The 18,023-nt window shown below is 61.3% G+C and carries 17 protein-coding genes and 5 tRNA genes; 14 read left to right on the top strand and 8 right to left on the bottom strand.

Features of this window, described 5'->3' with window-relative positions:
* Window positions 1-53: 53 nt before the first annotated feature.
* Window positions 54-578 carry a gamma carbonic anhydrase family protein gene (locus tag RVM26_RS00845; RefSeq protein ID WP_100730961.1) on the bottom strand — a complete coding sequence of 175 codons (525 nt, stop codon included), beginning with the start codon at window positions 576-578 and terminating at the stop codon, window positions 54-56.
* A gap of 45 nt (window positions 579-623) precedes the next feature.
* Window positions 624-1,403, bottom strand: coding sequence for a transcriptional regulator GlcC (glcC, locus tag RVM26_RS00840; RefSeq protein ID WP_498940215.1), 780 nt, complete (start codon window positions 1,401-1,403; stop codon window positions 624-626).
* Between the two features lie 212 nt (window positions 1,404-1,615).
* On the opposite strand from glcC, the gene glcD reads away from it, so the two are divergent.
* From glcD to RVM26_RS00820, 4 genes are all read left to right on the top strand, one after another.
* The gene (glcD, locus tag RVM26_RS00835; protein ID WP_498940213.1) at window positions 1,616-3,115 is read left to right on the top strand and encodes an FAD-binding oxidoreductase; all 1,500 of its coding nucleotides are present in this window, start codon (window positions 1,616-1,618) and stop codon (window positions 3,113-3,115) included.
* A gap of 17 nt (window positions 3,116-3,132) precedes the next feature.
* A complete protein-coding gene (glcE, locus tag RVM26_RS00830; RefSeq protein WP_287808651.1) occupies window positions 3,133-4,230 on the top strand; it encodes a glycolate oxidase subunit GlcE in 1,098 nt (365 codons plus the stop codon).
* A 14-nt stretch (window positions 4,231-4,244) separates the two neighbouring features.
* Window positions 4,245-5,477 carry a glycolate oxidase iron-sulfur subunit gene (glcF, locus tag RVM26_RS00825; RefSeq protein ID WP_498940210.1) on the top strand — a complete coding sequence of 411 codons (1,233 nt, stop codon included), beginning with the start codon at window positions 4,245-4,247 and terminating at the stop codon, window positions 5,475-5,477.
* Between the two features lie 82 nt (window positions 5,478-5,559).
* Window positions 5,560-5,961 (top strand): GlcG/HbpS family heme-binding protein, encoded by a 402-nt coding sequence (locus tag RVM26_RS00820; protein ID WP_044628702.1) that lies wholly within the window; start codon window positions 5,560-5,562, stop codon window positions 5,959-5,961.
* A 165-nt stretch (window positions 5,962-6,126) separates the two neighbouring features.
* On the opposite strand, the gene RVM26_RS00815 is transcribed toward RVM26_RS00820, so the two are convergent.
* From RVM26_RS00815 to RVM26_RS00790, 6 genes are all read right to left on the bottom strand, one after another.
* Window positions 6,127-6,203 (bottom strand) — tRNA-Asp (locus RVM26_RS00815).
* Window positions 6,204-6,271: 68 nt separating this feature from the next.
* Window positions 6,272-6,347: transfer RNA gene (locus tag RVM26_RS00810), tRNA-Val, on the bottom strand.
* Between the two features lie 47 nt (window positions 6,348-6,394).
* Window positions 6,395-6,471, bottom strand: a tRNA-Asp gene (locus RVM26_RS00805).
* A gap of 36 nt (window positions 6,472-6,507) precedes the next feature.
* Window positions 6,508-6,584: transfer RNA gene (locus RVM26_RS00800), tRNA-Asp, on the bottom strand.
* 45 nt (window positions 6,585-6,629) lie between these two features.
* Window positions 6,630-6,705: transfer RNA gene (locus tag RVM26_RS00795), tRNA-Val, on the bottom strand.
* Between the two features lie 70 nt (window positions 6,706-6,775).
* Window positions 6,776-7,531, bottom strand: a complete 756-nt coding sequence (locus RVM26_RS00790; protein ID WP_498940208.1) for an alpha/beta fold hydrolase — start codon at window positions 7,529-7,531, stop codon at window positions 6,776-6,778.
* 177 nt (window positions 7,532-7,708) lie between these two features.
* Here RVM26_RS00790 and ccoN point away from each other — a divergent pair, with 177 nt between their 5' ends.
* The 10 genes from ccoN (at window position 7,709) to hemN (ending at window position 17,998) form a co-directional block, all read left to right on the top strand.
* Window positions 7,709-9,133: a cytochrome-c oxidase, cbb3-type subunit I gene (ccoN, locus tag RVM26_RS00785; RefSeq protein WP_039181509.1), complete on the top strand. Its 1,425-nt coding sequence runs from the start codon at window positions 7,709-7,711 to the stop codon at window positions 9,131-9,133.
* Between the two features lie 19 nt (window positions 9,134-9,152).
* On the top strand, window positions 9,153-9,761 hold the full coding sequence (gene ccoO / locus RVM26_RS00780; RefSeq protein WP_016916188.1) for a cytochrome-c oxidase, cbb3-type subunit II: 609 nt from the start codon (window positions 9,153-9,155) through the stop codon (window positions 9,759-9,761).
* Between the two features lie 3 nt (window positions 9,762-9,764).
* A complete protein-coding gene (locus RVM26_RS00775; protein WP_039181513.1) occupies window positions 9,765-9,989 on the top strand; it encodes a CcoQ/FixQ family Cbb3-type cytochrome c oxidase assembly chaperone in 225 nt (74 codons plus the stop codon).
* The gene (ccoP, locus tag RVM26_RS00770; RefSeq protein WP_016916186.1) at window positions 9,986-10,915 is read left to right on the top strand and encodes a cytochrome-c oxidase, cbb3-type subunit III; all 930 of its coding nucleotides are present in this window, start codon (window positions 9,986-9,988) and stop codon (window positions 10,913-10,915) included. The genes RVM26_RS00775 and ccoP overlap by 4 nt, the downstream gene beginning before the upstream one ends.
* 223 nt (window positions 10,916-11,138) lie before the next feature.
* Complete coding sequence (gene ccoG / locus RVM26_RS00765; protein WP_498940205.1) at window positions 11,139-12,575, top strand: RdxA/RdxB/FixG family protein; 1,437 nt, start codon at window positions 11,139-11,141, stop codon at window positions 12,573-12,575.
* Window positions 12,576-12,581: 6 nt separating this feature from the next.
* Window positions 12,582-13,103: a FixH family protein gene (locus tag RVM26_RS00760; protein ID WP_498940203.1), complete on the top strand. Its 522-nt coding sequence runs from the start codon at window positions 12,582-12,584 to the stop codon at window positions 13,101-13,103.
* Complete coding sequence (locus RVM26_RS00755) at window positions 13,100-15,553, top strand: heavy metal translocating P-type ATPase (RefSeq protein ID WP_498940201.1); 2,454 nt, start codon at window positions 13,100-13,102, stop codon at window positions 15,551-15,553. Before RVM26_RS00760 ends, RVM26_RS00755 begins: the two co-directional genes overlap by 4 nt.
* Window positions 15,550-15,768, top strand: coding sequence for a cbb3-type cytochrome oxidase assembly protein (gene ccoS, locus RVM26_RS00750; protein ID WP_498940200.1), 219 nt, complete (start codon window positions 15,550-15,552; stop codon window positions 15,766-15,768). The genes RVM26_RS00755 and ccoS overlap by 4 nt, the downstream gene beginning before the upstream one ends.
* Entirely contained in the window at window positions 15,765-16,463 is a 699-nt protein-coding gene (locus RVM26_RS00745; protein ID WP_498940198.1) for a sulfite exporter TauE/SafE family protein, read from the top strand. Before ccoS ends, RVM26_RS00745 begins: the two co-directional genes overlap by 4 nt.
* A 110-nt stretch (window positions 16,464-16,573) precedes the next feature.
* A complete protein-coding gene (hemN, locus tag RVM26_RS00740) occupies window positions 16,574-17,998 on the top strand; it encodes an oxygen-independent coproporphyrinogen III oxidase (protein ID WP_096921451.1) in 1,425 nt (474 codons plus the stop codon).
* Window positions 17,999-18,023: the final 25 nt, after the last annotated feature.

Below are 18,023 nucleotides of genomic sequence, written 5' to 3'. Positions count from 1 at the left end.
TCTCCCACCCCCAGGCCACGCCTGGGGGTGGGCGTTTTCAGGTACATGCAAGCTCAATTGATGCGCTTGAGCGAGTCAGCGTGCTGCTTGCCCCGTATCACATAGCTTTGTGCGTTCAGCTTCAGCGCTTCCACCGCCTCTGCCGACAGCTCCCTGACCACTTTGGCAGGTGAGCCGACAATCAGCGAGTTTGGCGGAAAGACCGCCCCTTCCTTGATGAAGGCCCCTGCGCCTACCAGGCTGTTCTCGCCAATCACGGCGCCGTTGAGCACGACCGCCTGAATGCCGATCAAGCAGCCATCCCCCACGGTACAGCCATGCAGCATCGCCTGGTGCCCGACGGTCACCCCCTTTCCCACCTTCAGCGGGTAGCCGGGGTCCGCGTGCAGTACGGCGCCATCCTGAATGTTGCTCTCTTCACCGATTTCCAGATGATCGCTGTCGCCGCGCAGTACCGCCTGATACCACACGCTGGCGCGTGCCTTCAGGGTAACCTGACCGATGACGTCCGCCGTGTCGGCAATGTATACGTCTTCATGAATAGCGGGCCGATGCTCGCCAAATTGATAGATGGCCACGTAACGCTCCTTTTGTTGGTTATTCGCTCATGAAGAGTGTCACGATTACTGCCACTGTTCCAGGCGCATGGCGGAGCGCTCCAGGCGATCGTGCTCCGCCTCCAGCTCTCTCAGCAATTCACTGATGCTGGTGAGGTGCTCCAGCGCAATCTGCCGCGCCTGCTCGGCGTGGCCGCTGACTACCGAGTCATGCAGGCGTGCGTGCTGTTGATTGATCATCTCTCTGGGGCCGGGCCGGTGGTAGAGGTGCTTGACCGATGCAAAGACCGAGCTGAGCAGCAGATCGGTCAACCCCTGCAGCGTATGCACCAGTACGGGGTTGTGGGAGGCCTGGGAGATGGCCAGATGAAACGCGTGGTCCAGCCGCGCCAACTGCTCGACTTCCAGGGTATCCGTCTGGGCAGCGTATTCGGCCATGTCACGATAGCGGCGTGTGATCAGCACGCGGTCCATGGACGTGCCACGCCGAGCCGCCAGATAGGCCGACTCGCCTTCCAGCAGCGCGCGCACTTCCAGCAGGTCGAACAACGTCCGTGGATGGTCACGAAACAGGTGCATCAGCGGGCTCTGGTGTTGGCTCGGCAACAGAGATGCCACGGTGGAACCATGGCCCTGGCGAGTGTTGATGATGCCCTTGCTGCGCAAGATCCTCAGCCCCTCACGCAGGGAGGCACGAGAAACACCCAGACGCTCACATAGCCGCCGCTCGGAAGGCAGCAGTTGCCCCGGTCGAAAGACTCCCTCGAGAATCAGCTCTTCCAGCTTGGCCGCCACGTGCTCGGGCGTGCGTTTGCCCGCGGCGATGTCGTCGTTGTTGAGTACCACTTGTCCTCCTCTCTGCTTGAGCCACAATGCCTCCTGGCGGTAAGACCAAGTAGCTGCCTGGGGTGAGTATGCCATGAACCTTGCGACTATCGACCAATTACTGGTCAGACCACTGCACCACAGGCTGGACAGGCGCCTGAAAAAAGCTCAGATTGGCGTCAAGCGGCGGCAACCTGCTGCTCTGTTCAACGATAAAAATGAAGGATGTCGCGATGAATATCCTGTTCGACGAGCGCCTCGATGGCGAGCTCGTTCACCGTGATAAAGCCGAGGTGCTCAGCGACCTGCAAAGCGCTGTGCCTACCTTGACCCTGCTGCACCGCGAAGAAGACCTGCGCCCATTCGAATGCGATGGCCTGGCGGCTTATCGGGTGCTGCCCATGCTGGTCGCCCTGCCGGAAACGCTGGCCCAAGTGGAAGGCCTGCTCAAGCGCTGTCACGCCCTGGGCGTGCCGGTGGTGACCCGCGGCGCGGGCACCGGGCTTTCCGGCGGCGCCCTGCCCCTGGAACAAGGCGTGCTGCTGGTCATGTCGCGCTTCAATCAGATCATCAGCGTCGACCCCGATGCCCGTCTGGCCAGGGTACAGCCCGGCGTTCGCAACCTGGCGATTTCCGAGGCGGCGGCGCCCTATGGCCTGTATTACGCGCCCGACCCGTCTTCCCAGATTGCCTGCTCCATTGGCGGTAACGTCGCCGAAAATGCCGGTGGCGTGCACTGTCTCAAGTATGGCCTGACCGTGCATAACGTGCTGCGCGTGGACGTACTGACCATCGAAGGCGAGCACATGACGCTGGGCTCCGAAGCGCTGGATGCGCCAGGCTTTGATCTGCTCGCGCTGATGAATGGCTCCGAAGGCATGCTGGGGGTGGTCACGGAGATTACCGTCAAGCTGTTGCCCAAACCGGAAACCGCCAAGGTCCTCATGGCCAGCTTCGACGATATCGAAAAGGCAGGCCGCGCAGTGGGTGACATCATTGCCGCAGGGATCATTCCCGGTGGCCTGGAAATGATGGACAAGCTCGCCATTCAAGCCGCAGAAGACTTCATCAAGGCGGGCTATCCAGTGGATGCCGAAGCCATTCTGCTCTGCGAGTTGGACGGCGTCGAAGCAGACGTGGACGACGACTGTGAGACCGTGCGCCGCGTACTGGAAGCGGCCGGAGCCACCCATATTCAACAGGCCCGGGACGAAGCCGAGCGCGCCAAGTTCTGGGCCGGGCGCAAGAACGCCTTCCCGGCGGTAGGCCGCATGTCACCGGACTACTACTGCATGGATGGCACCATCCCCCGCCGCGAGCTGCCCCGGGTACTCAAGGGCATTGCCGCGCTTTCCGAGGAGAGTGGTCTGGCCGTGGCCAACGTGTTTCACGCGGGCGATGGCAATATGCACCCGCTAATCCTGTTCGATGCCAACAAAGAGGGTCAGCTTGCCCTGGCGGAAGACGTAGGCGGCAAGATCCTGGAGCTATGCGTGGCCGCCGGTGGCTCGATTACTGGCGAGCATGGCGTAGGTCGCGAAAAAATCAACCAGATGTGCAGCCAGTTCCAGCCCGATGAGCTGACGGTCTTCCACGCGCTGAAAGCGGCGTTCGACCCCAAACGGCTGCTCAACCCAGGGAAAAACATTCCCACCCTGGCGCGCTGTGCCGAATTTGGCGCCATGCATGTACATAACAACGAGTTACCGCATCCGGAGCTGCCACGCTTCTGATGCCACAAGGACCGACCATGACCGAACTAGCGATACACGCTGACCAGGATATCGCCGCTGAACTGTGCGAACAGGTGCGCAGCGCCTACGCCGAGCGCACTCCGCTACGCATCGTGGCGGGAAACACTCGGGCTTTCTATGGCCGCCCGGTAGAAGGCGCGGAACTCAATGTCGCGGCCCATCGCGGCATCGTCTCCTACGACCCCGTGGAGCTGGTGGTGACCGTGCGGGCCGGCACACGGCTTGACGCGCTGAACGCAGCACTTGCCGAGAAGCATCAGATGCTGCCTTTCGAGCCACCGATCTTTGGCGAAACCAGCACCATTGGCGGTGCGGTCGCCACCGGCATGTCCGGCCCCCGTCGCCCCTGGGCCGGGGCTGCCAGGGATTTCGTGCTGGGCACCCGGGTGATCACCCAGGAAGGCAAACTGCTGCGCTTTGGCGGCGAAGTCATGAAGAACGTGGCGGGCTACGATCTCTCCCGCATGATGACCGGCGCCCAAGGCACGCTGGGCGTACTGGCCGATATCTCTTTCAAGGTGCTGCCGATTCCCACCGCCAGCCATAGCCTGCGCCTCTCCATGGGTCTGGAAGACGCCCTGGCGAAGCTCTCCGAGCTGGGCCGCCAGCCGCTGCCGATCACCGCTGCAGCCTGGCACGCGGGCGAGCTGTTCATTCGCCTGGAAGGCGGCGAAAGCTCGGTCAAGGCGACCAAAGAGCGGCTGGGCGGCGACGCCCTCTCGGCAGACTTCTGGCAGCAGCTACGCGACCTGCAGCACGCCTTTTTCAACCTGGCCGAGGGCCAAGCTCTGTGGCGCCTGTCGCTACCACCCCATACACCGCCGTTGGCACTGGCCGTCGATGAAAGCGATATCTTCTACGACTGGGGCGGCAGTCAGCGCTGGGTGAAAACCCCATTGCCCGCGCAAACCCTGCGCGATGCCTGCCAGCAGGCAGGCGGCCACGCCACCTGCTACACCCCGCATCATCAGGGCGGTGCGGAGTCACCGTTCACGCCACTGAATTCAGTCGTGGAAAAGTATCATCGCAACCTGAAGGCCGAACTGGATGCCCACGGCATTTTCAATCCTGGTCGTCTTTATGCGGCATTTTAATCAGGAGAGCTGACATGCAGACGCACTTTACCGATGCCGACCGCCAGAAACCGCATATTCAGGAAGCCGAGCGTATTCTGCGCACCTGCGTACACTGCGGCTTTTGTAACGCCACCTGCCCCACTTACCAGCTGCTGGGCGATGAGCGAGACGGGCCGCGCGGGCGTATCTACCTGATGAAAGAGCTGCTGGAGAGCCGCGATGACGATGACCAGGTCACCGAAGAGACTCGCCTGCACCTCGACCGCTGCCTGACCTGCCGCAACTGTGAAACCACCTGCCCCTCGGGCGTCGAGTATCACAAGCTGCTGGATATAGGACGCGCCGAGATCGAGCGCCGCGTGCCCCGCTCGGCCGCCGAACGCGCCCAACGCTACGCCCTGCGTAAAATGCTGGTGGACCCCAAGCGCTTCAAGGCGCTGCTGAGTCTGGGGCAAACCTTCAAACCGCTGGTGCCTGGCAAGCTGCGTAGCAAAATGCCGCCCGCACCGGTCGATGCAGGCCAGCGACCCGACAGCCAGCGCCATGCCCGCAAGGTGCTGATCCTGGAAGGCTGCGTGCAGCCAGGCCTGTCGCCCAACACCAATGCAGCCACGGCTCGCCTGCTCGACCGCTTGGGCATCAGCGTCACACCAATCAGTGAAGCCGGCTGCTGCGGCGCTATCGACTTCCACCTCAATGCCCAAGAGGCGGGCCGCGAGCGGATGCGCGCCAATATTGATGCCTGGTGGCCGCAAATCGAGCAGGGCGCGGAAGCCATCGTACAAACCGCCAGCGGCTGCGGCGCGTTCGTCAAAGAGTATGCCGACATGCTCAAGGACGACCCCGCCTACGCTGAAAAGGCCAAAAAAGTCAGTGCACTGGCAAAGGATATCGTCGAGATTCTGCGCGACGAGCCTTTGGAGACCCTGCAGCTCAAGGAGCATCAGCGTCTGGCATTCCACTGCCCCTGTACGTTGCAGCACGCCCAGAAGCTCAACGGCGCAGTGGAAGGCGTGCTTAGCAAACTCGGCTTTGCCCTAACGCCCGTGAAAGATGCCCACCTGTGCTGCGGCTCAGCGGGCACCTACTCAGTGACACAGCCAGAGCTCGCTACCCAGCTGCGCGATAACAAGCTGAATGCGCTAGAAGCAGGCAACCCTGAGGTGATTGTGACCGCCAATATCGGCTGTCAGACACATCTGGCCAGTGCCAACCGCACGCCGGTACGCCACTGGGTAGAAGTCGTGGACGCTGCCCTGGTATAACCCTGAACACTCGCTGCGCTTTTCACAACGCATTAACTGTCGGGCGCAGCGCTTTAATCCCTATGATAAAAAGGAACCTTTGATGCAAACCAAAGCTGTTTTAGGCCAAGCCGACGTTATCCAAGTACTCGACGCTGCACAGAAAGAAGCTGACAACAACAGCTGGCCGGTCACCATTGCCGTCACCGACGATGGCGGCCACCTGCTGGCACTGCGCCGTTTAGACGGTGCTGCCCCGTTTAGCGCCGATGTTGCTACCCAAAAAGCGCGTAGCGCGGCCCTGGGTCGTAAAGAGACCCAAGTGTTTGAAGAGATGATTAACGGTGGCCGCACGGCGTTTGTCTCTGCGCCGCTACAGGGTCTGCTATCTGGCGGCGTGCCGATCATCGTGGATGGCCAAGTCGTCGGCGCTGTTGGCATCTCTGGCGTCAAGCCAGATCAAGACGTGCAAATTGCCAAAGCAGGCGTCAGCGCAATCGCCTAACGCTTCCATAGTAAGTAACAAAAGCAAGTAACAGCACCGTGCAGTCAATGATCTGCACGGTGCTGTTAGCGTGTTATGTACGCGCAATAAAAAAGCCCGAATCTATGATTCGGGCTTTTTGGAATTTTTTCGGCTTCATCTTAATGACTGCCGGCAGGTGCTTAATGGCGGACCGGACGAGACTCGAACTCGCGACCTCCGGCGTGACAGGCCGGCATTCTAACCGACTGAACTACCGGTCCACTGTAAGACACATAACCATTCAACAGACAATTTAAGCGGTTCAGAGGCGCATAAATGTGAAACTGAATGGTGGGTGGTACTGGGTTCGAACCAGTGACCCCCAGCTTGTAAGGCTGGTGCTCTCCCAACTGAGCTAACCACCCGATCATTGATAGCCATTGGCTGATCAATCGACTGCTTCAGGTTATCGTGGCGGACCGGACGAGACTCGAACTCGCGACCTCCGGCGTGACAGGCCGGCATTCTAACCGACTGAACTACCGGTCCGAATTACGATAACTGATGTGCAACATTGAGCGATGATGGCGGACCGGACGAGACTCGAACTCGCGACCTCCGGCGTGACAGGCCGGCATTCTAACCGACTGAACTACCGGTCCACAAATGCATCACTTGCTGCTTACGTTTCCAGGGCACCATGTCAATGGTGGGTGGTACTGGGTTCGAACCAGTGACCCCCAGCTTGTAAGGCTGGTGCTCTCCCAACTGAGCTAACCACCCGCTGGTCACGTGGCGCTGCATTCTACAGAAGCCTGTTCAAATGTCAACACGAAGCGTTTAAATTCTGCATTTAAACCAGTGTGCTGCACGTATCACCGACTTCCGCTCCTTGAGCGCGGACGAAGGATGCCGCAATCCGGGCAGCCTCGTCAATCAAAACCTTTTGATTCAGGCCGGATAATTTCCGTGGCTTGAAATCATGGTCCCCATCGGCAAGCCATTCCACCTGCACGCGCCTCGGTAGTCGGTAGCTCTCTACCTCAGCACGGGTGCCAAAAGGATCTCGCTCGCCCTGGATGATCAACGTCGGGCAGGACAACGACGCAAAGTGCTCCGTTCGCAGCACGTCCGGCTTTTTAGGAGGATGGAACGGATACCCCACGGCCATCACGCCCGGGCACGTCCGTTCACTGGCAAATAACGACGCCAGGCGCCCGCCCAGGGACTTGCCCCCCACCCATAAAGGAAGTGGGCCCAACGGCTCGATCAGGGAGTACCAGTCAGCGACACAGGCCACATTTTTCAGCACGGGTGGTGGCGGGCGACGCTTGCCCTGCTCGTGCATCTGCTGCATGTAGGGCAAATCGATGGCCCATACCTGTATGTCATGCGCCGCCAGCGTCGCGGCAAATTGCCGCATAAAATCGCTCAGGTGCCCTGCTCCCGCACCGTGCAGCAGCAGCAAGCGCCCCTGCCGGGGCATGCCGGAAACACTCACCGGCCCATATCCTTCCACGTAAAAGCGCTGAACAGCGGGGCTGGCAATACCCTTGAACAGTGCCTGCGGCGCAAGCGGCTCGAACCCCAGACCAGCATAATAGGACAACGTCGACTCCTGCTAATTCAGCGTTACATCCATTGGCGTGTTCAGCTTAAGCCTCGGCTGCGATAGAATCTAGGCCGGATCTTGACCTGCATCATCAAGCGGGTGGCCGCACCCAGGCAAAATGCTAATGCACAATGCTACGGGTTACCCCCTAACCGCGTTCGATGGGAACATGAAATGAGCACAGCACTGGAACACCCGACCTACAATTACAAGGTAGTTCGGCAGTTCGCGATCATGACCGTTGTGTGGGGCATCGTGGGCATGACGATTGGCGTCATCCTCGCCTCCCAGCTGGTTTGGCCGCAACTGAACCTCGGCTTACCTTGGACTAGCTTCGGGCGTCTTCGTCCGTTACACACTAACGCCGTCATCTTTGCCTTCGGTGGCTCAGCGCTGTTCGCGACGTCGTATTACGTCGTTCAGCGTACCTGTCAGACACGTCTGTTCTCTGACAAGCTCGCCGCGTTCACCTTCTGGGGTTGGCAGGCGGTCATCCTTTCTGCCGTGGTCAGCCTGCCACTGGGGTATACCACCACGAAAGAGTACGCAGAGCTGGAATGGCCAATCAACATCCTGATTGCCGTTGTCTGGATCAGCTACGCCATCGTGTTCCTGATGACGATCAAGAAGCGCGCCACGTCCCACATCTATGTGGCCAACTGGTTCTTTGCTGCGTTCATCCTGACCGTGGCCGTGCTGCACATCGTCAACAACGCCGCCATTCCGGTCACCATGATGTACTCCACCTCGATCTATGCCGGTGCCGTGGATGCCATGGTGCAGTGGTGGTACGGCCACAATGCGGTGGGCTTCTTCCTGACGGCAGGCTTTTTGGGCATGATGTACTACTTCGTACCCAAACAGGCCGAGCGTCCGATCTACTCCTACCGTCTGTCCATCGTCCACTTCTGGGCGCTGATCATGATCTACATGTGGGCAGGCCCGCACCACCTGCATTACACCGCACTGCCCAACTGGGCGCAGTCGCTGGGCATGATCATGTCGATCATCCTGCTGGCACCTTCCTGGGGCGGCATGATCAACGGCATGATGACCCTGTCGGGCGCCTGGCATAAGCTGCGCACCGACCCGACCCTGCGCTTTCTGGTCGTGGCTCTGTCGTTCTACGGCATGTCGACCTTCGAAGGCCCGATGATGGCCATCAAGACCGTCAACGCGCTGTCTCACTACACCGACTGGACCATCGGCCACGTGCACTCTGGTGCCCTGGGCTGGGTAGCGATGATCACCATCGGCTCCATGTACCACCTGATTCCGCGGGTCTTCGGCCGCACCGAAATGTACTCCGTCAGCCTGATCGCCGTGCACTTCTGGCTGGCCACCATCGGTACCGTACTGTACATCGCGGCGATGTGGGTCAATGGCATCATGCAAGGCCTGATGTGGCGCGCCATCAACGCCGACGGCACGCTGATGTATACCTTCGTTGAGTCTGTCGAAGCCAGCGGCCCAGGCTACTTCGTTCGTCTGATAGGCGGCCTGTTCTGGGTAGTCGGCATGCTGATCATGGCGTTCAACGTGTACATGACCGTCAAGCGTCGTGAAGCCATCAGCTACTCGGCACCACAAGCCGCTTAAACCGGGGAAGTTCAGACCAATGAAACATGAGATTGTCGAAAAGAACGTTGGCCTACTCGCCGTCTTGATCCTGGTTGCGATCAGCTTCGGCGGCTTGGCCGAAGTTGTGCCACTGTTCTTTCAAAAGGATACGACGGAGCCCGTGGAGGGGCTGCGCCCGCTTAGTGCACTGGAGCTCGAAGGCCGGGACATCTACCGCCGCGAAGGCTGTGTGGGCTGCCACTCCCAGATGATTCGCCCGTTCCGTGCGGAAACCGAGCGCTACGGCCACTACAACGTGGCTGGTGAGCAGGTGTACGAGCACAACTTCCTGTGGGGGTCCAAGCGTACGGGGCCAGACCTGGCGCGCGTAGGCGGCCGCTACAGCGATGACTGGCACCGCGCCCACATGTACAACCCGCGCGATGTCGTGCCCGAGTCCATCATGCCGGCTTACCCCTGGCTGTTCGAGCGCACCCTGGATGGCGAAGCAACACCGCGCAAGATGCGCGTGCTGCGTCAGCTGGGCGTTCCCTACACCGATGAAGATATCGCCAACGCCACCGCCGAAGTACGCGGCCAGCAGGAAATCACTGCGCTGGTGGCCTATCTACAACAGCTAGGAACCGTGCTCGAGGGCACTCGTTAAGTTATGGATACGGGAACTTTCCGCGGACTTATCACGTTCATTCTCATTGTCGCTTTCGTAGGCATCTTCTTCTGGGCCTACTCCAAGCGGCGCAAACCCGACTTCGATGAAGCGGCCAACCTGCCCTTTGCCGACGATGAAAACGATAAGCAACCGACCCGTGACAAGCATGCTTCGCCAGAGGGCGAAGCGGATTCCCGCCACGACAGGGGAGATAAGAATAGATGAATAACTTATGGGGTGACTCCCTATCCAGCTTCTGGAGCGCCTGGATCATCGTCATCACTCTGGGCACGATTGCGCTGAGCGTTTGGATCCTCATGGCCAACCGCCGCACCGACAAGACCCCGGATGCTGATGGCAACGTAGAGACCACTGGCCATGCGGCTGACGGCATCGAAGAGTACGACAACCCCCTGCCCCAATGGTGGTTCAAGCTCTTCATCCTGACCGTGGTCTTTGCGCTGGGCTATCTGGTGCTCTATCCAGGCCTGGGCAACTATGCAGGTGTACTGGGCTGGACCCAGGAAGGCCAGTGGGAAGAGGAGGTGGCGCAGGCCAACGAGCGCTTCACACCGATCTTTGCTCAGTACCAGGAAGTGCCGATCCCCGAGCTGGCACAGGATGCCGAGGCCATGCAGGTGGCCGAGCGCATTTACCTGAACAACTGCGCGGTGTGTCACGGCTCCAATGCACAGGGCGGCTACGGCTTCCCGAACCTGACCAACGACGACTGGCTGTATGGCGGCGAGCCCGAGAACATTCTCGCGACCCTGAACAATGGTCGTAACGGCCTGATGCCCTCCTGGCAGCAGCTCGGTGAAAACAACATCGAGAACCTGACCCAGTACGTGCTGTCGCTCTCCAATCTGGAGCACGACGAGGAACGCGCCGCCAGCGGTGAAAGCACGTACCTGGCCGCTTGTGCCGCCTGTCACACACCTAGCGGCACCGGCAACACGGCACTCGGCGCGCCCAACCTGACCAACGATATCTGGCTGTATCAGGCACCGGGTCAGAGCGTTGCCGACTCCATTCGCCAAACGCTGCGCAATGGTCGTAACGGCCACATGCCTGCTCAAGCGGCGTACATTGGTGAAGAGCGCGTCCACCTGGTGGCCGCTTACGTGTACAGCCTGCGCTTCCGCGACTGATCTCGTTATCAGGCGTTTGACGCCAGCGTGTACCAAGGGTGCGGTTTCATACCGCACCCTTTCTACATCCAGCAACCGCTCAGCCGTTCGGCGATCCGTTACACTATTGTTTATCGAAACAGGTTTATCGACACAGATTTAGCGACACGGCATAACGCTACAACGCCCGCAACCACCACTCGGCTGCCGCCCACGTCTGCCTCACTGAGCTGCGATCACCGCCATGGAAAAAATACCTAGCCACGATATTACGCCGCCAACCGTTGGGCACCACACGCCTGGCCAGAACGAGACCCAGGAGATGTACGCCAAGCGGCGGCATATCTACGTGCGTGAAATCAAAGGCCTGTTTCAAAAGATCCGGCGCAGCGCCAACTGGGCGCTGATGATGGCCTTTTTTCTACTTCCCTGGTTGAACTGGGGAGAGCGACCGGCCATATGGTTCGACCTGCCCGGGCGTGAGTTTCATATCTTTGCGGCGACTTTCTACCCGCAAGAGTTCGTGCTGCTCTCGTGGCTATTGATCATCTGTGCCTTTGGGCTGTTTTTCATCACGGTGTTTGCTGGTCGTGTCTGGTGCGGCTATACCTGCCCGCAGAGCGTCTGGACCTTCCTGTACATCTGGCTGGAACATCGTATCGAAGGCAGCCGCCATCAGCGCATCAAGCTGGACAAACAGGCCATGGACGCCAGCAAGGCGTGGCGCAAGACCGCCAAGCACAGCGCTTGGCTGCTGATCGCTCTGGCCACCGGCGTGACCTTCGTGGGCTATTTCACGCCCATTCGTTCGCTGCTGGTCGAGCTGCCCACGCTGGAGGCCCACGGCTGGTCCTACTTCTGGGTCGGCTTCTTCCTGGTGTTCACCTACCTGAATGCGGGCTGGCTGCGTGAGCAGGTGTGTATCTACATGTGCCCCTACGCCCGTTTTCAGTCGGTCATGTTCGACCGCAATACGCTGATCGTCTCCTACGATGCGGCCCGTGGGGAGCCGCGCGGCCACCGCAAGAAGACCCTCAGCCACTCCCAGGCTCAGGCGGCAGGATACGGTGACTGTATCGACTGCGAGCTTTGCGTACAGGTATGTCCTACCGGGATCGATATTCGCGACGGCCTTCAATACGAATGCATCACCTGCGCCGCCTGTATCGATGCCTGTGACAGCGTCATGGATCGCATGGGCTACCCCCGTGGGCTGGTTCGTTACACCACGGAGAACGCGCTGGAAGGCAAGAAGAGCCATGTGCTGCGCCCCCGCCTGCTGGGCTATCTGGCCGCGCTGCTGGTCATGATCGCCACGTTTGCCTGGGCGGTGAACGACCGCATGCCGCTGGGCTTCGAGGCCGAGCGGGAGCGCACCCAGCTTTACCAGATCACGCGAGAGGGTCAGGTCAGCAACGTCTATAACCTGACGATTCGCAATCTGGACAATACGGCCCATACCTATCGACTGAGCGCGACCGGGCTCGAGACACTCACCCTGGACCGCACATCGATCGAAGTGCCTGCTGGTGAGACTCGTACCCAGATCGTGACCGCTTTGGCCGACCCGGCGGAGCTACGAGAACCCAGCCAACCGATTACCTTTATCTTGCAGTCTCAGCAAGACAACACCATTCGCTCGGAGCGTGAGACACGTTTCCTGGGCGACGTTAGGAGATAAGTCCCCATGTCCGACACCCCTATTCAGCCCTGGTACAAGCAGTTCTGGCCATGGTTCCTGCTGGCACTGCTCTCCTCGTCCATCGTGGTCAGCACCACCTTTGCCGTACTGTCGGTCAAGACCGCCGACGGCATGGTGGTCCAGGAGGACTACTACGAACACGGCAAAGCCATCAACATGGTGCTGGCCAAACAGGAGCGTGCCAATGAGCTGGGGCTTTCTGCAGAGCTGCGCATCGATCCGCTCACCAGCGATATCGTGCTGGACCTGACCGGCGACGACCGCCCGGAGACCCTCTACCTGACGCTGATCTTCCCGACCCAGGATGACCGTGATCAGGAGTTCGTGCTGCAGCACGTGCGCGAAGGCCGCTACATCACCCAGGGCCCCGACAATCTGCGCTACCGCTGGTACATTCAGCTACAGCCCCAGCAAACCGACGCCGACTGGCGGCTGATCGGTGAGGCGCGCTTCCCCAATGAAGAGAGTGTCGCCCTTCTACCCGGAGGCCGCACGCAGAGCGAATGAGTACTGCATCTCTAGCCAGCTGCTATCACTGCGGCAACGCGGTGCCTGATGGGGCACCGTGGAAAATCGTCATTGACGAAGCGCCCCAGCCGCTTTGCTGCCCCGGCTGCGAAGCCGTCGCCCACGCCATCGTGGAAGGCGGCCTGGAGAGCTACTACCGCTACCGCACCGAGCTGCCGGAGCGTCCCGACGAGCGTCAGGCCAGCAAAGCAGAGACCTGGTCGGTGTTCGACGACCCGGCGCTGCAGGCCCAGTTCACCCACCCGGAAGGGGATGACGGCCACCTGCGGGCCACCCTGGCCGTAGAGGGGATTACCTGCGCCGCCTGCGCCTGGCTCATCGAACACCGCCTGAACGCCCTGGAAGGCGTCAGCTCCAGCGCGGTCAACCTGTCGCACCACCGCCTGCGCATATGCTGGGACCCGACACGTATCAAGCTCTCCCAACTGTTTGCCGAGCTGGCCAGCATTGGCTACGACGCCCAACCCTACGAGCCCGATCAGGCCCAGGCACGCCTGCAACACGAAGAGCGCATGAACGTGCGGCGCCTGATCGTAGCCGCCGTGGGCATGATGCAAGTGATGATGTTCTCGATACCGATCTATGTGTCGGACCCCGGGGAGCTGAGCGCCGACTTCTATGCCCTGTTCCACTGGCTATCGTTTGCGCTGGCAACGCCAGTGGTGCTGTTTTCGGCACAGCCCTTTTTCCGCAATGCCCTGCGCGACCTGAAAAGCGGCGTGCTGGGCATGGACGTGCCGGTCTCGCTGGCCATTGGCGGCGCTTACCTGGCCAGCAGCTATGCGGTGCTGTTCGATGTCGGCGAGGTATATTTCGACTCCGTGGCCATGTTCACCTTCTTTCTGCTGTTTGGCCGCTACGTGGAAGGCCGCGCGCGGCGCCGTAGCGGCCACAGCGGCAATGCGCTGAGCGGCGTACTGCCGGTCTCGGCCATTCGTCTGGAGGCGGATGGCAGTGAGCGTATTCTGCCGGCCAGCGAACTGGCGATTGGCGACCGCGTCTTGATCAAACCTGGCCACGGCGTCCCTGCCGATGGCGTGATTGAAGAGGGCGAATCCAGCCTCGACGAATCCATGCTGACCGGCGAGTACTTGCCGGTAACCCGGCGTATCGGCGATAGCGTGGTGGGCGGCAGCCAGAACATGGAAAATCCGCTGATCATGCGCGTCACCCACCCCGGCAATACGGCTCGGGTAGCAGGCATCGTCGACCTGACCGATCGCGCCTTTGCCAGCCGCCCCCGCCTGGCGCAAATGGCCGCCCGCATGGCCCACCTGTTCGTCCTTCGGCTACTGCTGGTGACGGCCTGTGTCACCATCACCTGGTGGATCATCGACCCATCGAGAGTGCTCTGGATCATGCTGTCGGTACTGGTGGTCACCTGCCCCTGTGCACTGGCTCTGGCCACGCCCACGGCGCTGACCGCCGGCCACGGCCAGCTGCGCCAGCGGGGCGTGCTGATTACCCGCGCCGATGCCATCGAGTCGCTGTCCAACGTTACCCGCGTCATCTTCGACAAGACCGGCACGCTGACCCGCGGTGAAATGCAGCTCACCCAGACCCAACCGCTGGGACATCACGATAGCGAGCATCTACGCGCCATTGCCGCCGCGCTGGAAGCCCACTCCGAGCATCCTATCGCCCGCGCCTTCCGCCCCTTCCGGGATGCCACGCTTCAGGCCCGACATGTGAAGAGCCATACCGGTAGCGGCCTCGAGGGTACTCTTGATGGTGCCGTCTGGCGGTTGGGCAAGCCCGACTTCGCCAGCCAGCAAAGCATCGCGGTGCCGGGCAGCGGACAGTGGCTGCTGCTGAGCGAAGATCACCAGCCGCGCGCCTGGTTCAAGCTGCATGACGGCATTCGGGAAGACGCCGCGCAAACCGTGGCGGCCCTGCAAGCACGCGGTCTGGCGGTGGAGCTGCTCTCCGGGGATACCCGGGAAGCCGTGGAAAGCCTGGCCGATCAGCTCAATATCGAGACCTGGCACGCGGGCCAGTCCCCCGAGGACAAGCTGAACCGGCTGCGCGAGCTGCAGACCCAGGGCGAACGGGTGGTGATGATTGGTGATGGCATCAACGATGTGCCCGTGCTGGCCGGGGCCGATGTCGCGATTGCCATGAACGGTGCCACCGACCTGGCGCGTACCCGCGCCGATGCGGTGCTGATGAGCCCACGCCTGATGCGCATCCACGATGCCGTGGATATTGCCCAGGCCACCCGCCGCATCATGCGTCAAAACATGATCTGGTCGGTATGCTACAACTTCTCGGCCTTGCCGCTGGCCGCCATGGGGCTCATTCCGCCCTGGCTGGCCGCCATCGGCATGTCGCTGAGTTCGCTGGTGGTGGTGGGCAACGCCCTGCGTCTATCGCGTTGGCGCAGTGCTCCACCCCCCAGCATCGCCCCCGCCACACCGGTGACTGCATGAGCATTCTGTACCTGTTGATTCCGCTATCGCTGATCCTGCTCGGCCTCGCGGTCTGGGCCTTCTTCTGGGCGGTGAAGCACGACCAGTTCGAAGATCTGGAAGGCCCTGCCCACCGCATCCTGTTCGATGACGATGAAAACGACCTGCCCCCCGAACAGCGCGCCGAGCGAAAAAACAGGGCCAAACCGCCTCGCGACCAAGAGCCCCCGCCATGAACCCGACCGGGCTGGACCTGCCGCCGCTGCTGGCGGCCTGGGTATTTGGCCTCATGGGCGGGGCACACTGCATCGGCATGTGCGGTGGTATCATGAGCGCCCTCACCTTCGCCGTGCCGCCCAGCATGCGCCACCCTGCTCGCCTGGGCGGGCTGCTGATGAGCTACAACCTGGGGCGTATTCTCAGCTACATGGTGGCCGGTGCGCTGGTGGCCGCGCTGGGCACGCTGGTCTCGCTCTCCCCGGCCGCCCGAGTGGGCCTGCAGGTGGTAGCGGCGGTCATGCTGATTCTGATGGCGCTGTACATCGCCAACTGGTGGAAAGGACTGCTCCGAGTCGAGGCCGCCGGGCGCTACCTGTGGCGCTATCTCGAACCTCTGGGCCGACGGTTGATGCCCGTCGTGCACCTGCCCCAAGCTTTTGCCCTGGGCGCCATCTGGGGCTGGCTACCCTGTGGGCTGGTGTACTCCATGCTGGCCTGGAGCCTGGCCACGGCCGACCCGCGGCAGGGCGCGTTGCTGATGGGTGCCTTCGGACTGGGCACGCTGCCCGCGCTGCTGGCCACCGGCCTGGCGGCTCGCCAGATGGGCCACCTCATTCGCCACCCCGCCACGCGTACCGTGGCTGCCTTGACCATCATCGGCTTTGCCCTGTGGCAACTGTGGTCGCTGCTGCCGACGGCGCATCACTCATAGCTTGATATAGCTCAACGCTTTGCCCGCTTCGATGCCTTAGCATGCAGGCATATGTCGGCCGGTGGCCCACCACCTGGCTACTTTGCCCTGTTACCACGGAGCGTCTCTTCATGCCCCTTGCCTCTGCTGCCACCGCAACTCCTCACCTCGCAGCGGCCGAGACCCCTGCCTGGGACGAGGCCCTGCTGCGCCGTTACGATACCAGCGGCCCACGCTATACGTCCTACCCCACAGCACTCTCCTTTGACGCAGGCATCGGTGCCGACGACGTCACTGAAGCCCTGGCGCGCAGCAATGCCAGCCAGCGACCGCTCTCCCTGTACGTGCACGTGCCCTTTTGCCGCAAGATCTGCTTCTACTGCGCCTGCAACAAGATCGCCACCAAGAACACCCAGCTGGCCGAGCCCTACCTGTCGCGCCTCGATCGTGAAATGGTGTTGACCTCGCGCCACCTGGATACTCGGCGGCCCGTGCAACAGCTGCACTGGGGCGGTGGCACACCGACATTCCTGACCCTGGCGCAAATGAGCGACCTGATAGACAGGCTGGACGCGAGGTTTGGGCTCTCCAACGCTCCTGACCGCGATTACGCCATCGAGATCGACCCCCGCGAGGCGGATGTCTTCACCCTGCGCCACCTGCAGTCGCTGGGCTTCAATCGCCTCAGCCTGGGCGTCCAGGACCTGAACCCTAGCGTACAGGCGGCCATCAACCGCGTGCAGCCCAAGGTCATGACTGAAACCCTGATGGACGAAGCACACCGGCTGGGCTTTCGCTCCCTCAATCTGGATCTGATTTACGGGCTACCGTTACAGACCGAGCGGAGCTTTGCCGACACGCTTGCCCAGGTCATCGACCTCAACCCGGCCCGCTTGTCGGTGTTCAATTACGCCCACATGCCCAGCCGCTTTGCCCCCCAGCGGCGCATCAGCGAAACAGACCTGCCCAGCGCCGACGAGAAGCTGGCGATCCTGCGAACCACCATCGAGATGCTCACTCAGGCAGGCTACGTGCATATCGGCATGGACCACTTCGCCCGCCCGGACGACAGCCTCGCCCAGGCACAGCGCCAAGGCACCCTGCAGCGCAACTTTCAGGGCTACTCCAGCCACGCCCAATGCGACCTGATTGGCCTGGGTGTCTCGGCCATTTCCCGTATCGATGACCTGTATGCCCAGAACCCCACCCAACTGGCAGCCTACGAAGCGGCATTGGATGAAGGTCGGCTGGCAACCGTCAAAGGGATACGTTTAAATAAGGATGATCTAATACGAAGAGACGTCATCGAGCGCCTGATGTGCGATATGGAAATTGACCTGGCCAGCGTTGGCCAGCGCTGGCACATCGATGCGCCCGTCTACTTCGCCAGTGCGCTGGAGCATCTGCAGCCTGCCGAGCGGGATGGCCTGCTGCAGCGCGAAGGGACCCGCCTGCGGGCAACACCGACCGGGCGGCTGCTGATTCGCCACCTGGCCATGGCATTCGATGCGCGCCTGCCGGGGCAATCCTCCCAGCGTTACTCGAAGATCGTATAAACGGCACCTTGAGACATCCACCCCC

The sequence above is a fragment of the Halomonas sp. KM072 genome, assembly GCF_050710315.1.
In the GTDB taxonomy this organism is placed as follows: domain Bacteria; phylum Pseudomonadota; class Gammaproteobacteria; order Pseudomonadales; family Halomonadaceae; genus Vreelandella; species Vreelandella hamiltonii.
Note: the sequence above shows the minus strand (reverse complement) of the source record. Positions and strands in the feature narration are given on the sequence as shown.

What these genes read in the sequence shown, in the direction of transcription:
- ccoN (WP_039181509.1), top strand. Translation starts at nt 7,709, where the DNA reads ATGAGCACAGCACTGGAACACCCGACCTACAATTACAAGGTAGTTCGG.
- RVM26_RS00745 (WP_498940198.1), top strand. Translation starts at nt 15,765, where the DNA reads ATGAACCCGACCGGGCTGGACCTGCCGCCGCTGCTGGCGGCCTGGGTA.
- glcF (WP_498940210.1), top strand. Translation starts at nt 4,245, where the DNA reads ATGCAGACGCACTTTACCGATGCCGACCGCCAGAAACCGCATATTCAG.
- ccoG (WP_498940205.1), top strand. Translation starts at nt 11,139, where the DNA reads ATGGAAAAAATACCTAGCCACGATATTACGCCGCCAACCGTTGGGCAC.
- RVM26_RS00775 (WP_039181513.1), top strand. Translation starts at nt 9,765, where the DNA reads ATGGATACGGGAACTTTCCGCGGACTTATCACGTTCATTCTCATTGTC.
- ccoP (WP_016916186.1), top strand. Translation starts at nt 9,986, where the DNA reads ATGAATAACTTATGGGGTGACTCCCTATCCAGCTTCTGGAGCGCCTGG.
- RVM26_RS00820 (WP_044628702.1), top strand. Translation starts at nt 5,560, where the DNA reads ATGCAAACCAAAGCTGTTTTAGGCCAAGCCGACGTTATCCAAGTACTC.
- hemN (WP_096921451.1), top strand. Translation starts at nt 16,574, where the DNA reads ATGCCCCTTGCCTCTGCTGCCACCGCAACTCCTCACCTCGCAGCGGCC.
- ccoO (WP_016916188.1), top strand. Translation starts at nt 9,153, where the DNA reads ATGAAACATGAGATTGTCGAAAAGAACGTTGGCCTACTCGCCGTCTTG.
- RVM26_RS00760 (WP_498940203.1), top strand. Translation starts at nt 12,582, where the DNA reads ATGTCCGACACCCCTATTCAGCCCTGGTACAAGCAGTTCTGGCCATGG.
- RVM26_RS00755 (WP_498940201.1), top strand. Translation starts at nt 13,100, where the DNA reads ATGAGTACTGCATCTCTAGCCAGCTGCTATCACTGCGGCAACGCGGTG.
- glcE (WP_287808651.1), top strand. Translation starts at nt 3,133, where the DNA reads ATGACCGAACTAGCGATACACGCTGACCAGGATATCGCCGCTGAACTG.
- glcD (WP_498940213.1), top strand. Translation starts at nt 1,616, where the DNA reads ATGAATATCCTGTTCGACGAGCGCCTCGATGGCGAGCTCGTTCACCGT.
- ccoS (WP_498940200.1), top strand. Translation starts at nt 15,550, where the DNA reads ATGAGCATTCTGTACCTGTTGATTCCGCTATCGCTGATCCTGCTCGGC.